Below are 15,683 nucleotides of genomic sequence, written 5' to 3' on the forward strand. Positions count from 1 at the left end.
GCGTCTCCTCCCGTCACGGCGTCACCACCGGGTCCTCGGCCGCACCGCGTTGGCGAGATCGACCAGCGCCCCGTGGTCGTCGGCGGTCCTTGCCTGGCCGGCGAGCACCCGCATCGACCGTTCCAGCCGCCGCCGAAGGTCGTCCTCGGTCAGTTTCCGGCCGAGCACCTCTCCGCCGTCCCCGAGCCCGTCCGCGTCCCGGTGCTCGACAGCGGAGGCGGCATCGAGGCCGTCTCCGTCGACGCCACCTCCGCCTCCTGCGCCGATGCCGGCCGGGTCGTCCCGACGGACCAGGGCATCCCGACGGACCAGGGCATCCCGACGGACCAGGGCATCCCGACGCACCAGGCCGAGCGCCGCAGCCTGGACCAGCGCGGTCAACCGGTCTCGGGCCTCGCCGGTCTCGTTGCCCCCGTCGAGATGCAGTGCGGGCAACCGCCGGACCGCCTCGGCGACGTCACCGGAGGTCGGTCCACCGTCGCCCGACCTGCCCATGCCGGCGCTCGGTACGCCGGCAGGAAGCCGCCCGCAGAGGATCCGGACCGCCGCCACCCGGGCCCGTTCGTAGTGCAGGCTCTCCCTCGGCACCTCGTCCAGGATGCGTACCGCGCCGGCCCGGTCGCCGTCGCGCAGCCGCAGTCTCGCCAGCCCGAACGCGGCGCTGCCCACGCTGTTGTCCCGCCGCCAGACCGCCTCGTAGCAGCGTTCCGCCCTCGCGTACTCGGCCAGGTGCTCGGCGCAGAAGCCGAGGGCGAGCTTCGGGGCGATCTCACCGGGACAGTCGGCGTAGACGGCGTCGAATTCGTCGCGCCCCGCCGCCACGTCTTCGTCGCGCCCCGCCGCCACGTCGGCGCGGGCCAGGCAGAGCAGCGCACTGTGCCAGCGGATCCGCCAGTCGTGGTCGGACCGGACGCCCAGCTCGGCGACTGCCGCGTCCAGGCAGCGCGCCGCACGGTCGAGATCGCCGGCCTCCAGGTACGCCCGGCAGAGCGCGAACTGGACCTCGACCGACTGTCGGCCGGAGTTGGCCAGCTTCTCGATCAGTCCCCGCGGGTCCGCGGCACCGGCGGTCGCCAGCAGGTCCGCCGCGTCGTCGTCCGGGTCCACGATCGGCACCGGCAGGCCGCCGGACGCCGCCGAGGAGGGTGACGGCGGTGTGACGTCGAGCAGGTCGGTCGCGCCCCGGATCCAGAGCTCCAGTCCCGGTACGGCACCGAGCCCGCCGTCCAGCAGCACCGGGGTCGGGGCGAAGACCACCGACCGCGCCGGATGAGGTCGGCCGGTACGCAGCGACAGCACCTCCCGGAGCACTCCGGTGAGCTGCCGGGACATCTCCGCAGCGGTGGCGAACCGCCGGTCGCGCCGGGCGACGGCCCGGTTGACCAGCCGGAGGAACGACTCCACACCGAAGGCGATCCGGTCCTCCGGGGCATTCGCCGGGCGTCCCTCGTCGCTCACCTCGAAGAGCACCTGGAGCGTCCGGCCGACCGTGTGGATGTCGGAGCGGACGGTCAGACCGTGTCGGTGGATCTCGTACTCCGGTGGTCGGAAGAACTCGGTGGTCACCGAGGGGCCGCTGCTGTCGTCGATCCGCCGTACGCCGCCGATGTCGATCACCTTGATCCGCTCCGGGCAGCGGATCACGTTCGCCGGCTTCATGTCGCAGTAGAGCAGCCCCCGGCTGTGCAGATACTCCAGCGCCGCGAGGATCTCGTGGCCGTACGCGAGCACGTGCTCGATCGGCAGCGGCTCGGCGCCCCGGGCGGCGGCCTCCAGGACGTCCTGCAGGGACTGCCCGTTCAGGTACTCCATCACGATGTAGCCGGTCTGCTCACCGGTCTGCGGATCCTGGTGCGTGACCGAGTTGAAGATCCGGACGATGTTGGGGTGGTCGAGTGCGGTCAGGAAGCGACGCTCGGCGACCGCCAGCCGTAGCGCCGCCGCGTTCTTGGTGATCAGGCCCTTGAGGGCGACCAGGTTGCCGTCGAGGTGGGTGTCCCGGGCCAGGTACACCCAGCCGAGGCCGCCCCGGGCCAGGCAGCCCTCGACCTCGTACTGGTCGGCGACCAGGTCCCCACGGTGCAGCTTCGGGGCGAAGGAGAACGGTGTCTGACACCGGCGGCAGTAGCCCTCCAGCAGGCCGGGCTGGCCGGCGTAGCCGCGGCCGACCTGGGCCCGGCACTCGCCGCAGAAGCGGCTCGACTCCGGCACCTCCGTGGCGCCACGCACCCGGCTGAGCGGGTCGGGCAGCGGCAGGTCCGGCATCGGCACCAGGCCGTCCGCCAGCCTGGAGACAGCACCCGAACCAGCGCCGCCGGAGCCGACGACGCCGGAACCTGTGCCGTCGGAGCCAGTGCCACCGGCTTCGGCGGGGCCGGAACGAGCGGGACCGGAACGAGCGGAGCCGGAACGAGCGGGACCGGAACGAGCGGAGCCGGAGACGGTCGGGTCGGGCACGCCGGGCGGTGCCTCGGGAGTGGCCGCCGCAAGCGGCCGGCGGTTGCAGCGGTCGCAGTAGCCCGTCTCGTCCACCGTCCCGGTGCAGCCCGGACGGTTGCAGTTCCCCGTCACCACGTCCCCGTCACCTGTCCCCGTCACGACGTCTCCGCAAGCTGGTCGTCCGGTCCGGCACCGCGCCGCCGGACCAGGGCTCCGTACCGGTCGACCAGAGCGGCGCAGGCCGCGAGGTCGGACGGCCCGTGCCAGAGCGCCTCGTGAGCCTCGCGGTAGAGCGCGGTCAGCGCCGGGTCCTCCCGCAGCCGCTCGGGCACGCTCGCCCGGTACGCGTCGAGCCGCTCCCGCAACCGGTCGCGCTCGTCGAGCTTCGCGTCCAGATCCCGTCGCGCCTCCTCGGCGGCGGCGAGCGCCTCCTCGACCAGGGGGCGGCACACCTCGACGGCGGGCAGCAACGGAGTGTCACCGGGCCGGGTGGCTGCCACCCGCAACGCCGTCAACCGCAGCCGCAGCTTGGCACCGCTGCGCTTCGGCGGATCGACCGGCGTGACCCGCTCGGCTACATGGAGGTAGCTACGCCAGGCGGCCTCCTCGGCGGCCTGCAGGACGGCGATCCGCTTCCCCAACAGCTCGGTCGCGGCACAGCCGAGGCTCGGTGCGTGGTCGTCGTGGAAGACCAGCAGCAGCCTGAGGTCGTGCCCGGTCATCCGCTCCGCGATCGGCAGCACCACCTTCGCGATCAACGCCTCCGGGTCTGCCGCCCGGTCGACGCCGTCGAGCACCAGGCTCATCGGGGGCGGCTCCCCGGTCAGGCAGTCGACCAGCGACTTCGCCGAGGCACCGACACTCATCCAGTTGACGATCCGGCTGCTCACCTCGTCCGCCGTCCGGCCCGAGACGTCGAGGGCCAGATCGATCCGGCCCGGTCGTGGTTCTCCGGCGGCGGCCGGCGCGGATCCGGGCGGGCCGGCGTCGGCGGGCCGGAACTCCCGGCTGGTCCGCAGCACCACGTCGCGCACGGCGGCGTGCACCGCCGACCCCGGGGTGGTGACGATGACCCTGGTCTCCGGCCGGGCTCCGGGGGCAAGGAACTCGGTGAGCTGCCGGACCACCGTCTCGTCGCTGACCACCGGACCGACCGGCCTGGCGAAGCTCTCGTCGACCGCCGAGTCGCCGCTGACCCACTCCCGGGTCCGGGGCAGATATCTGATGATCGTCTCGACCGGGATCATCCAGGAGGTACCCGCACCGCCGCGGGCAAGATAGCTGACCACGATGCCCACGACCTGATCGGTCTCCTCGTCGAACACCGCCGTGCCGCTGAACCCGGCCTCCACGGCCACGCCGATCGGATCGCGATCGAGTTGGATCCATTCACCGCCCGGGCCGCCGTCCCCGCCGAGCCGCGCCCGCGCCCAGACCCCGGTCGGAACGGCCGCCGGAAAGCCGAACATCCGCACGGGACGGCGTGCGTTCGACGGCAGCCGGCGCAGCACCTCCGGACCGGTGCCCTCCGGCAGCGGATCGGCGAGTTCGAGCAGCGCCAGATCGGCGCGCTGGTCGTCCTGCGGCGGCTTCCAACAGCCGCCCGCCACCCGTGCCCAACCCGGCGGGACCCCCGGGCGTCGCCGCCCGACGAACTCCACCTGAAAATCGTCAGACGGAGGTCCGTGGGCCGTGCCCTGCTCGTCGTGTGTCGCCGGCAGGAGAATGTGCGCACAGGTCAGCACGTGCCGGTCGCCGAGGACGATGCCGCCACCTCGAATACCGGCGCGATCGTCCCTGATGCACGCCCGCCACTCTGCGCGGCCCGAATGCGACACACGGCAACGTTATTCGCAGGTGTCCAATCGACGCCACCCGTGTCAAGGTCGGAAATCGGCACGCCATCCCCCGCTTCCCGATCCGTAGCGCACTCTCAGCTCCGGTCGATGCCGACGGCGGCGAGGGCGGCCGTGAGGTTCTGCGCAGAGCGGGCGTACGCCGAGCAGGGCTGCATCCCTCGATGCTCTCGGATAGTGTTCGGTCGCCCACGTAAGCGTCACGATGCGGCGCGCTGGCGAGTCCTGCCGCAGCAGGGCATCCGTAGGTCGGGGAGGACCACATGGCCAGTATCGAAGAAGTCAAAGCAGCGCTCGCGCAAGCCGCCGAGCAGGGGAACACGACACTCAACCAGATCCGGTCTTCGATCGAGAGCACCGAGCAGATGCTCAACCGCCTGCGCACGGTCGCCGCCGGCACAAACCACGCAATGATCGCGGAGGCGATCCAGCGCGCCGAGCAGAGCAAGCAGCGGCTCACCGAGGCGGCGACCCTCGTCCAGGGCAGCTCCGCCGCCGCCCGCCAGTACGTAGGCGTCCTGGGCTAGCTGGGCACCACCCTGAATGTCGACGAGGTGACGGACACGGTCCGGGAGAGTAACCAGGCAACGAGAGATCGAACTGACGCCGCTCGCCGCAACAGCGGATATCGGCATGGCCGGGCGGCCGAGTAGTGCGGCTGGGCGGGGCTGCCATCATCACCGGCATGACCGTGACCCGCCGTACGCTGCTCGGTGCCGGCGTCGCCGCCGCCACCGCCTCCCTCGCCGCCTGCGATCGGCCCGACACCGTGCGGCGGGAGGTTGGCTGGAGCGGCCCCGGGGGGTCGGTGAGCGCGACCGGAGGTGTGCGCACCCACGGCACACCGACCCACTCCGGCACACCCGCGCCGGTCGGTACGGTCGGCCCGGCCGCCGCCCCCGAGACGCCGCCGGGCAACCGGCTCCGGCACGGGCCCGAAATGACCGCCCTACTCAAGCGGCACCTGCCGGCCACCTCGCAGACCTTCCAGCACGGCGGCTTTCCCGGTGCGGTAGCGATGGTGACGGTCAGAGGAGTGACGACGGCACTGAGCGTGGTCGGCGAGGCGCTGCGCTACGGCGCCGGGCCGAAGCTCCTCCCGGCCAACCAACGGGTGGCGATGCGCTCCGATTCGATCTTCGACCTCGCGTCGGTCACGAAGATCTACACCGCCATCCTGCTGCTCCAGCAGGTCGAGCGGGGCCGGGTCGCCCTCGACGCAGCGGTCCGCGACTACCTGCCGGGCTTCACCGGCACCGGCAAGGAGCGGGTCACCGTCGAGATGCTGCTGACCCACACCAGTGGGCTCCCGGTCGGCGCCAAGGTCACCGGCCTGCCCGACAACAACGCCCGGTGGAACGCGGTCCTGGCCACCCCGCTGATCTCCGGTGCCACCCCCGGTGACACGTTCCGCTATTCCAGCGTCGGCCTGATGGTCGCCGGCAAGATCGTGGAGAAGGTTACCGGTCAGCGCCTCGACCAGGCTCTCAGGTCCAACCTCACCGGACCGCTCGGCCTGCGCGACACCGGCTTCAACCCGACGACCTGGCTTTCCGCCTCCGCAAGGGCCAGCCGCCTCGTCGCCACCGACGCCCGATCCTCCCGTGGACTGCTTCGCGGCACCGTCCACGACGACGTCGCCAACCACCTCGGCGGCATCGCCGGGCACGCCGGCATTTTCGCCTCCGCCGCCGACCTCGCCGCGATAGGCCAGCTCCTGCTCAATGGCGGCAGCTACCAGGGCAGGCAGATCCTCTCCGCCGACACCGTGGCGCAGATGCTCACCGATCACAATGCCGGCAAGCCCGCCATCGACCCCGACCGCCCCAGCCGCACCTCGGCGCACGGCCTCGGTGTCGTCCTCGACCAGCCGTGGTTCATGGGGAAACTCTCCTCGCCCAGGACGTTCGGCCACACCGGTTTCGCCGGACCGTCGCTGCTGGTCGACCCCGGCCGCAAGCTCGTGCTGGCCCTGCTCACCAACCGCGCCCATCCCAACTGGAGCTGGGCCGACCCCGACCCGGTACGTGCCGCCGTGGCGGACGTGTTAGCCGCATCCGCGCGCTGACCGGCGTTGCCGGGGTACCCCGGGGCGGGGATCGGTGGCCGTACGCGCTGTACGCCGACGATCGTCTGTGCCGCGAGATTGCACGTCAACAGCCGATTCTGGGGTTTTCCTTTACACCGGGTCGGGCGTGCCATTCCTCCAGATGCACGGCGAGCTGCCGATCAGATAGATGTCGACCGAGCCCGAAGCCCGATGGTGCACCGCGACGCCGATCCGGTAGCCGTCGGCCGGGTCCTGCACGCTCAGCCGGGGGTCGCTGCGGTCCCGCAGGTCGTTGACAACCGTGTAGCCCCGCCGCCGCCAGTAGTCGGCGAGGTTCGCCAGTGCCTGCCCGGTGCGCCAGTTCGCCGGGAAGACCACCTCGTACTGCTGCTCCACGAAGACCCGGCCGGCCGGACCACCGTCGGTCGGGTCGTCGCACGGCAGCACGCCGCTGACGCCGAACGGCTTCAGCTCGGCGCCGGGCGGGAGCTGCGCATGGGCCTCCCGCAGGATCTCCCCGACCCGCTGGGCCGCCGCTACGGCGGTGACGGTGGGCTGCACGTCGTCGTCTCCTCCACATGCCGAAGCCCGCCGGGCCGGCGGGGCGCCTCACGTCGGTCGTGCGGCCCTCATCGGACCATCTCCGGGTGTCCGGTCACGATGTATGCGATGTTCTCCCGGGCCAGGTTTCCCGGGTCCCAGTACGCCGAGTGGGTAGCCACCCGGTCGGCGGAGTTGCCCGGATCGCTCCCGAACACCCGCCCACCGAACCGCGGCTCGGTCGGGTCGATGCCGTGCACGACGTCCGGTGACCACGCGGCGATCTTGTCGTGCTGTGCCCGGGTGGCCCACACCTCGTTCGCGGTGACACCTCGCAACTCCACCGCCGAGTCGACGTCTACCCCGGGCGCGCCCACGAAGACCACCGCGTCGGCGTCGATCCCGGCGCCGCCGGCGGCGTGCCCGATCACCAGCGAGCCGTAGCTGTGCCCGAGGACGACGTTCCGGGACGGCTCGCCGTCGTGGGTGACCCGCAGCCCGTTCTGGAACCGGTTGAGCTCCCGGGCACCCGCCTCGGCGTAGCTGTCGGACGGCGCGTCGACGACGGCGTCGTCCGGTGCGTCGTAGCCGAGCCAGTACAGCGACGCGGTCTCCTGACCCGGATCGATCCGCCTGGCGTCCAGGGCCATCCGGTCGGCCCGCTCGATACCGGTCTCCACCCCCGCCAGCTCGGCCCCGACCCCGGGGACGTACGTCAGCACGTTGTCGGCGGCGTCCGGGTTGCCGACCGAGACGATCGCCCGGCCGTCGTCGGTGGTGGAGAGCCCGATCAGGTACGCCCGCGGCTTGTCCGGATCCTCCAGCCGGGCATCGATCGAGTTGAGCCCGTGCAGGGTGGCGTCGATGCGGTTCCGCTCGTCCGCGATCACGGCAAGTTCGCGCTGGGCGGCGTGTGTGGCCGGATGGTGATCGCGCGGATAGAGTTCGATGGCGCGGCCCTGCTCGAGCATCGCCCGGATGTGTGCCTCCCGGGCCTGCAACTCGGCCCGGCGCTCGGTACGCCCGTCCATCTCCCGATCCAGCACGATCCGGTTGGCGATGTCCCGGTTGACCACCGGCACCCCGTCGAGCGACCCGATCAGCTCCGGATATTCCGATATCGCGTACCGGCGCTGCGCCGGGGAGAGCGAGTCCCACCACCGCTTGACGTCGGTCGGGTCGGCTCCCCTGGCCGGCACGCTCGACCTCTGCACCGTGGCGGAGGGCATACCGGATGCCGTCGCGGTGTTCTCGGCGATCGTCCTCGCGGTCCGCGCGTCGAGTTCGGCGGCCTCCCGCAGCAGCGCGTCCCGGACCGCGACCAGGGCGGAGACGGACCGGGCCGTAGCTTCGGTCACGTGGGCCGGGTCGACCGTCATCGACCCGTCCGGGTGGACGGTGACGTGTGCGGCCCGGCCCTGCTCGACCAGTTCCCGGGCTCGGACGCGCAGTTCCGCGACCGTGTTGCCGTGCTGGGCGAGGGCCTGGGCGATCAGCAGCAGCGGCGGGAACGCGGCGTCGAGGTCCTTGCGCAACGCCTCGCAGTGCGCACCCGCCGACGACGACGCCGGACCGGACTCCCAGACACCGACGAGCCGCCTCGCCGACCGGGACAGCGCGTCCGTCCGCTCGTCGAGCGCCGCGCCGAGCCTGTCCCAGTCGGCTGCCGCCTTCCGCCACGGTTCCGGGTCGGCTCGCAGCACCATCTCGAAGGAGATCCCGGCCATGCCCGGCTATCCCGTGCCGGACCGGGCGGGCGGACCGGCCGATCCGGTCGCTCCCGACGCCGGCAGCGGCATCCGACGGACGCGACCGATCCGCTGGACGGAGCGCTTCTCCGACTCCGCGTAGTTGTCGGCCGAGTCGCTCAACAGGCCCCCGGCCGCCTCGATCCGGGCGCCGAGCCCGGTGAGACAGGAACTCCAGCCGCGCGCGGCTCTGGTCGTCGCGTCGAGAGTGGCCCAACCGTCGACCCCCGGTCCGCCCGGTGGCACGAGTCGACTTTCGACCGCCGTGACGTTGCGCTTCAGTTCGGCGCCGTGGTCGACGATCTCCGCGCCCAGCCGTCGCAACCCGGGCACGTTGACCCGCACCGGCTGCGTCATCACGCCTCCCCGCCACACCTCGGGGCTACCACCCGGCCGACCGGGCCACCCCCGCTGGGAGAGCAATATACCAACGTCGACCTACGGGCCAGGACCGTCGACCTACGGGCCAGGACCGTCGACCGGGCCACGACCCGTCGGCCGTCCCCACCCGACGCACGATCCCTAGCCGACACGCGACCGCACCGGCTGTCCGGGACGGATCGGTGCCGTCCGGCAGACCGGTGCGGGCGGAGCAGTCCGGCTCGTCGGCCGGCGCCAGGGAGGATTGGCGAGGGTGCGAAGGGATCGGTCCGACAACCGGATCCGGCCCCTCACGCCGCTCCCCACTCGGTCACTGGCGGGTGTCCATCGACATCTGGAGTGCGCGCCGGGCCTGCTCACGGGCCTCGTCGGTGTTTTCCTGCTTCGGTTTGGTCGGCTTGGCGGCCATCGGAGTGGCTCCTTCCAGGGCGGGCGGCACCGCAGGACGCGGTGCACCACGACGGGGTCGTGCTGATCGGCCGCGACGACGGCGGGTCCGGGATCTCCGGACCGGGCGGCCGGGACGGCGTGAGCCCCGGGTCGGTCGACCCTGGCAGCCGGGCGATCTGCGCGGGGTTGCCACACCCGGTCCGGGTGGGACGGGTGGGAACGCAACCCTAGGTATCGTTCAGTTCCATTACCCAAGTTATCGTTCAGGTCCACATCCTGCGCAGCATTCCCGCCATCCGGGACATCGAAACCCGCCGGCCCCACCCGGACGACCTGGTCAGCGGGCGAAGAAGTGCCAGCCCATCCACCACCAGAACCCGAAGAGGGCGATCCGGCCGACCGGTACCGGACCGACCTCGTAGCGCATCACGTAGGCGCAGACGTCACCGAAGGTCGGAATCCGGGAGTCCTCCCGCCGTGCGGCCCACTCCAGTGCGCCGAAGAGCAGCAGCGCCAGGCTGAAGCCGGCGATCGCGACGTGTCTCATCGCCGCACCAGTCCCCAGAACGCGGAGAGCCACGCGAAGTAGGCGACCGACCGCACCAGCGGGTCGTCCAGCAGCGGGTCGGCCAGCTTGGAGAAGGTCGGAAAGTCGTCCCGGGAACCGAGCATGAAGGTGCTGGCCTCGAAGACCCCGAAGACCAGCACCGGCAGCAGCCACCAGGCGGCACCGGACCGCAACCGGTGCGGTACGGGCCGCCGGGGCACCCGGCTGGTTACGCCCAGCCACACCAGCGCCCCGCCGGTGCCGATGGCGTAGATGTTCGCCTGGGTGGAGAAGGAGGGGAACTGCCCTCCGATCACGGACAGGAGGGTGAGGGTCGGAACCGTGACGACCGGTCGGTCCCAGGCCCGGGGCACGTCCGCAGAGAGCTCCGGCTGCTGTTCCATTAGCCAATTGTCCTCGCGCGAGCGCCGGGCGGAAAGCACGCCGCCGGCCGGGTTACTCCCGATCTTGCAGGTCGGCGGAGGGCATCCCCGCCCCGGCTGCGCCCGGCCGGCCGGCCCTGGCCAACTCGGCCCGGATCGCGTCGACGATCTCCGGCGCCGAGCCGCGCCCCGTGAACCCGGCCGCCAGGCGGTGTCCACCGCCGCCCAGCGCCACCGCCACCGCACTCACGTCCGTGGCCCCCTTGCTGCGCATGGAGACCGCCCACTCCGCCTCGGTGACCTGCTTGAGCACGCAGCTCACGTCCGCCTCGGCGGTGCACCGCACCGAGTCGATCAGTGGTTCCAGCGTGTACGGGCGCTGCCCGTGCCGGGCCAGGTCCGCCAGCGTCGCGTACGTCCAGACCAGCCCGACCCCGCCGGCCGCCGACGGTTCGAGCTGGGTACGCCCGAGCACGTCACCGTAGAGCCGGACCGCACCGAACGGCCGGGTGTCGAAGATCCGCCGGGAGATCTCCCCGGGGCTGATGCCGGTGGCCAGCAGCCGGGCGGCCATCTCGTGCACCGCCGGAGTGGTCATGTCGAACCGGAACGAGCCGGTGTCGGTGGCCAGGGCGATGTAGAGGCACTCGGCGATTTCCGCGTCCAGCGGCACACCGAGCCGGACCAGCAGCTTCTCCACCACCACCGAGGTGGCGGCGGCGTCCGGGTCGACCAGGTGGATGCCGCCGAACCGGGTGTTGGAGGCGTGGTGGTCCAGCACCAGGGCGGCGCCGGCCCGGTCGAGCCGGTCGGCCAGGTCGCCGAGCCGCGAGACGCCGGCGACGTCGAAGCAGATCACCAGGTCAGGATCGGGATCCGCGGCCGTCGCCGGGACCAGCAGGTCGAGGCCGGGCATCGCCTGAAGCGGCTCCGGCACCTCCGGACGCCCGGGGAAGGTGGCCTGGAGATGCCGTACGCCGAGCTGCCGCAGCCCCAGTCCGAAGCCGAGCATGCTGCCCAGCGCGTCGCCGTCAGGGTTGACGTGACAGATCAGCAGCACCCGGCCGTCGGCGGGGAGACGGGTGATCGCCGAGACCGCCGCCGCCCACTCCGCCTCGGTCGGCTGCTCGGCGGCCGGCGGGGACACGTCGGTGAGCAGTGCGCCGCTCACGGACGCCCTCCGCCGTCACCGGCCGGTGGCCGGTCGTCGTGCCCGGAGTCGGTCTCCTCCTCGGAGTCGATCGCGTCCTCATCGGAGTCGATCCGGTACGGCTGCGCCTCGCCCGCGTACTCCGCCTGGGCGGCCAGCCGCTGCACCTCGGCGTCGGCGGTACGAGCCGCCGCCAGCAGGTCGTCGATCTGTTTGACCTGGTCCTGCACGTTGTCGAGGACGAAGGTCAGGCTCGGCGAGTGGCGCAGCCCGAGCGCCTTGCCAACCGTGCTCCGCAGCAGCCCCTTGGCGCTCTCCAGCGCGGCGGCGGTGGCCGCCTGGTCGGAGGCGTCACCGAGCACGGTGTAGAAGACGGTGGCATCGCGCAGGTCGGGGGTGATCCGGGCGTCGGTGATGGTGATCATGCCGAGTCGGGGGTCCTTGATCTGGGTGCGTACCACCGACGCCACCAGTTCCCGCACCCGCTCCGCGTGCCGACGCACCTTGGCCTGGTCCGTCATCTCCGCACCTCCACGCCCATCCTGCTTCCGGGCCGGACTGGCGACGCTGGGCGCCGCGGCCGGACCGGCCGACCTGGGAAACACTACCCGCGCATCCTGGAGCCTCGCCGCCGCCGTCGCCATCGGCCGTCCCGGCAGGCCCGGCCCGGTGAGCCGGGCTCGGTCCTCGTCGTGGGTCAAGGCTCGCTCCTCGTCGTCCGCCGGGCTCAGTCGTCGTCGCCGTGCATCCGGCGCCGCACGGAGAGCAACTCGACCTCCGGCCGCCCGGCGACCAGACGCTCGCAGGCATCCAGCACCGTACCGACGTGCTGCGGCTCGGAGGCGACCAGGGCGACCCCGATCTGGGCCCGCCCGTGCAGGTCGAGCACGCCCACCTCGGCGGCCGAGACCTCGAACCGGCGCAGCGCGGCGACGATGGGCCGGACATACGACCGCTTGGTCTTCAGGGAGCGCGAGTCTCCGGGCAGCAGCAGGTCGAACAGGGCGGTTCCGGTATACACGGCCGGAAGGGTACGCCATCTTCCCGCCGCCGCTCACCGCCTTTCCCGGCGCCTGGCCCTTTTTTGCCGCCCGACCCCGGACAGGCCGGTGGCCGGAGCCCGAAGGGCTCCGGCCACCGGCGATCGATCTCGCTCAGGCGCGCGGCTTCTCGCGCATCTCGAACGTCTCGATGATGTCCCCGACCTGGACGTTGTTGAAGTTGCTCAACGTCAGACCGCACTCGAAGCCCTCGCGGACCTCGGTGGCGTCGTCCTTGAACCGCTTGAGCGAGCTGATCGTGACGTTGTCGGCCACGACCGTCCCGTCGCGCAGCAGCCGCGCCTTGGCGTTGCGGCGGATGACACCGGACCGGACGATACAACCGGCGATGTTGCCGATCTTGGACGAGCGGAAGACGTCGCGGATCTCCGCGCTGCCCAGCTCGACCTCTTCGAACTCCGGCTTGAGCAGGCCCTTGAGTGCGGCGTCGATTTCCTCGATGGCCTGGTAGATGACCGTGTAGTACCGGATCTCCACGCCTTCGCGGTCGGCGATCTCCCGGACCTTGTTGGAGGCCCGGACGTTGAAGCCGATGATCGTGACCGCCTCGGACGAGGCACTGGCCAGCATGACGTCGCTCTCCGTGATGGCACCGACGCCCCGGTGGATGATCCGCAGCTGGACCTCCGCCGGAATGTCGAGCTTGAAGAGCGCGTCCTCCAGCGCTTCCACCGAGCCGGAGCCGTCGCCCTTGAGCACCAGGTTGAGCGAGGTCTTCTCGCCCTCCTTGAGCTGCTCCATGATCGTTTCGAGGCTCGGTCGCCGCTGCGAGTTGGCGAAACTCGCCGCCCGCCGCCGCGCCTGCCGCTGCTCGGCGATCTGCCGCACCGTACGGTCGTCCTCGGCCGCCAGGAAGGTGTCACCCGCTCCCGGCACCGCGGTCAGACCCAGCACCATGACGGGACGCGCGGGGCCGGCCTCGGTGACCGGCTTGCCGTTCTCGTCGAGCATGGCCCGGACCCGGCCGTGCGCCCCACCGGCGACGATCGAGTCGCCGGCCCGCAGGGTGCCCTTCTGCACCAGCACCGTGGCGACGGCGCCGCGACCCTTGTCCAGGTGTGCCTCGATGGCCACACCCTGGGCCGGCCCGTCGGTCGGAGCGGTCAGCTCCAGCGACGCGTCGGCGGTGAGCAGGATCGCCTCGAGCAGCTCCTCGATGCCGATGCCGGGCTTGGCCGCCACGTTGACGAACATGGTGTCGCCGCCGTACTCCTCGGCGACCAGACCGTATTCCGTCAACTGCTGCCGAACCTTGTCCGGGTTGGCCTCCGGCTTGTCGATCTTGTTGACCGCCACCACGATCGGCACGTCCGCCGCCTTGGCGTGGTTGAGCGCCTCGATCGTCTGCGGCATGACGCCGTCGTCGGCGGCGACCACCAGCACCACGATGTCGGTGACCTGGGCACCACGGGCACGCATGGCGGTGAACGCCTCGTGACCCGGGGTGTCGATGACGGTCAGCGCCCGGTCCTCACCCTCGTGCGGCACGTGCACCTGGTAGGCACCGATGTGCTGGGTGATGCCACCGGCCTCGCCCTCGACCACGTTCGCCTTGCGGATCGCGTCGAGGAGCTTGGTCTTACCGTGGTCGACGTGACCCATGACGGTCACCACCGGCGGGCGGCTGACCAGCCGGTCCGAGGCGACCTCGGCGTCCAGATCGATGTTGAACTGCGCGAGCAGCTCGCGGTCCTCGTCCTCCGGGCTGACGATCGAGATCTCGAAGCCGAGGTGCTCGCCGAGCAGCTGGAGGGTGTCGTCCGAGACGGACTGGGTCGCGGTGACCATCTCGCCCAGGTTGAACATCTCCTGGACCAGCGAACCCGGATTCGCGTTGATCTTGTCTGCGAAGTCCGACAACGACGCACCGCGTGGCAGCCGGATGACCTGGCCCTGACCGCGCGGAGCGCCCGAGCTCATGGTCGGCGCCGACAGGTTGTCGAACTCCTGTCTGCGCTGCTTCTTGGACTTGCGACCACGGGTCGGCTTGCCACCGGGACGCCCGAAGGCACCCGCGGCACCGCCGCCACGGCCACGACCGCCGCCACCGGGACGGCCGGCACCACCGGCCGGTGCCCCACCGCCGGGGCCGCCACGGAAGCCACCGCCACCGCCGCCACCACCGCCGGGACCGCCACGGAAGCCACCGCCTCCGCCGCCACCACCGCCACGGAAGCCACCGCCTCCGCCACCACCGCCGGGACCGCCGCGGAAGCCACCGCCTCCGCCACCACCGGGGCGACCGGCACCGGCACCGCCACCGGGACGGCCGGGGCCGCCACCGGGACGGCCGGGGCGCTGCGTCGGCATGGACGCGGGGCTCGGCCGGGGCGGCATCGAGGCCGGGCTCGGCCGGGGCGGCATGTTCGCCGGGTTGGGCCGGGGCCCACCCGACGCCGCCGGACGCTGACCGCCCGGTGTGATGCCGAACGGGTTGTTACCGCCGCTGCGTCCCGTCGGACGGCCACCGGGCCGGCCGGGACCGGGCGTCGGCGCACCGGGCGGCGTCGGCCGCGCGCCCGACGGGGCGCCCGGACGCGGCGGGGCGGCACCGGGACCCGGCTTCGGCCGGTTCGTGGTGGTGCCGCCGTCACCCGGCGGCTCCCGCCGGGTGGTGTCGTTGCGTTGCTGCCGAGCCGCCTGGGCGGCCTTGACGGTTGCCTCCTGCTCGGCCTTGAGGGCGGCCGCGCGCGCCTCCGCCGCGGCCAGCTCGATGTCGTGGGCGCTCGCCGGCTTGGCGACCGGGGTCGCCGGCTGCGGCGGGCCCGGCACCGGGCCCCTGGGCTTGGCCGGAGGCGTCGGCCGCCGGGGCGGTCCCGGCTTCGCGGAGATCCTGGGCTCTCCTGTGCTCGGCGTCGGGGCCGCCTTGGGTGTCGGCGGCGGCGTCGGAGCGGCCGGAGGTGCCGACGGCTCCGCAGACGCGACGAAGGCGCCGCGCAGCCGCCGGGCCACGGGGGCCTCGACGGTGCTCGACGCTGACTTGACGAACTCGCCCATCTCCTTGAGCTTGGCGAGAACGGTCTTGCTTTCGACCCCGAGCTCCTTAGCCAGCTCGTGTACGCGGGCCTTGCCTGCCACTGCACTCCTCACTCCGAGGTCGTGCGGGCAGCACCCGCAGCGACCTCACTCGTGCACTTG

The 15,683-nt window shown here is 72.2% G+C and carries 13 protein-coding genes; 2 read left to right on the forward strand and 11 right to left on the reverse strand.

What is annotated here, in order from left to right; all coding sequences use genetic code 11:
- Positions 1-21: 21 nt before the first annotated feature.
- Both ACN28C_RS29630 and ACN28C_RS29635 read right to left on the reverse strand, forming a co-directional pair.
- A complete protein-coding gene (locus ACN28C_RS29630) occupies positions 22-2,598 on the reverse strand; it encodes a tetratricopeptide repeat protein (protein ID WP_422770788.1) in 2,577 nt (858 codons plus the stop codon).
- Positions 2,595-4,277, reverse strand: coding sequence for a trypsin-like peptidase domain-containing protein (locus tag ACN28C_RS29635; protein ID WP_422770789.1), 1,683 nt, complete (start codon positions 4,275-4,277; stop codon positions 2,595-2,597). The genes ACN28C_RS29630 and ACN28C_RS29635 overlap by 4 nt, the downstream gene beginning before the upstream one ends.
- A 281-nt stretch (positions 4,278-4,558) precedes the next feature.
- On the opposite strand from ACN28C_RS29635, the gene ACN28C_RS29640 reads away from it, so the two are divergent.
- Together ACN28C_RS29640 and ACN28C_RS29645 are read left to right on the forward strand one after the other, a co-directional pair.
- On the forward strand, positions 4,559-4,822 hold the full coding sequence (locus ACN28C_RS29640) for a hypothetical protein (protein WP_422770790.1): 264 nt from the start codon (positions 4,559-4,561) through the stop codon (positions 4,820-4,822).
- Positions 4,823-4,980: 158 nt separating this feature from the next.
- Complete coding sequence (locus ACN28C_RS29645) at positions 4,981-6,363, forward strand: serine hydrolase domain-containing protein (protein WP_422770791.1); 1,383 nt, start codon at positions 4,981-4,983, stop codon at positions 6,361-6,363.
- Between the two features lie 111 nt (positions 6,364-6,474).
- Here ACN28C_RS29645 and ACN28C_RS29650 read toward each other — a convergent pair whose 3' ends face one another.
- From ACN28C_RS29650 to infB, 9 genes are all read right to left on the reverse strand, one after another.
- Positions 6,475-6,906, reverse strand: a complete 432-nt coding sequence (locus ACN28C_RS29650; protein ID WP_422770792.1) for a hypothetical protein — start codon at positions 6,904-6,906, stop codon at positions 6,475-6,477.
- 68 nt (positions 6,907-6,974) lie between these two features.
- Positions 6,975-8,612: an alpha/beta hydrolase gene (locus tag ACN28C_RS29655; protein ID WP_422770793.1), complete on the reverse strand. Its 1,638-nt coding sequence runs from the start codon at positions 8,610-8,612 to the stop codon at positions 6,975-6,977.
- A gap of 6 nt (positions 8,613-8,618) precedes the next feature.
- Positions 8,619-8,990 (reverse strand): hypothetical protein, encoded by a 372-nt coding sequence (locus ACN28C_RS29660; protein ID WP_422770794.1) that lies wholly within the window; start codon positions 8,988-8,990, stop codon positions 8,619-8,621.
- A gap of 751 nt (positions 8,991-9,741) precedes the next feature.
- Complete coding sequence (locus ACN28C_RS29665) at positions 9,742-9,951, reverse strand: DUF6186 family protein (protein ID WP_422770795.1); 210 nt, start codon at positions 9,949-9,951, stop codon at positions 9,742-9,744.
- Positions 9,948-10,355: a hypothetical protein gene (locus ACN28C_RS29670; RefSeq protein WP_422770796.1), complete on the reverse strand. Its 408-nt coding sequence runs from the start codon at positions 10,353-10,355 to the stop codon at positions 9,948-9,950. Before ACN28C_RS29670 ends, ACN28C_RS29665 begins: the two co-directional genes overlap by 4 nt.
- A gap of 52 nt (positions 10,356-10,407) precedes the next feature.
- Positions 10,408-11,505 (reverse strand): DHH family phosphoesterase, encoded by a 1,098-nt coding sequence (locus tag ACN28C_RS29675; protein WP_422770797.1) that lies wholly within the window; start codon positions 11,503-11,505, stop codon positions 10,408-10,410.
- Positions 11,502-12,005: a 30S ribosome-binding factor RbfA gene (gene rbfA, locus ACN28C_RS29680; RefSeq protein WP_422770798.1), complete on the reverse strand. Its 504-nt coding sequence runs from the start codon at positions 12,003-12,005 to the stop codon at positions 11,502-11,504. The genes ACN28C_RS29675 and rbfA overlap by 4 nt, the downstream gene beginning before the upstream one ends.
- A 206-nt stretch (positions 12,006-12,211) precedes the next feature.
- Positions 12,212-12,505 (reverse strand): DUF503 domain-containing protein, encoded by a 294-nt coding sequence (locus tag ACN28C_RS29685; protein ID WP_422770799.1) that lies wholly within the window; start codon positions 12,503-12,505, stop codon positions 12,212-12,214.
- Between the two features lie 133 nt (positions 12,506-12,638).
- A complete protein-coding gene (gene infB / locus ACN28C_RS29690) occupies positions 12,639-15,623 on the reverse strand; it encodes a translation initiation factor IF-2 (protein WP_422770800.1) in 2,985 nt (994 codons plus the stop codon).
- Positions 15,624-15,683: the final 60 nt, after the last annotated feature.

The organism is Plantactinospora sp. WMMC1484 (assembly GCF_049315195.1).
Lineage (GTDB): Bacteria > Actinomycetota > Actinomycetes > Mycobacteriales > Micromonosporaceae > Plantactinospora.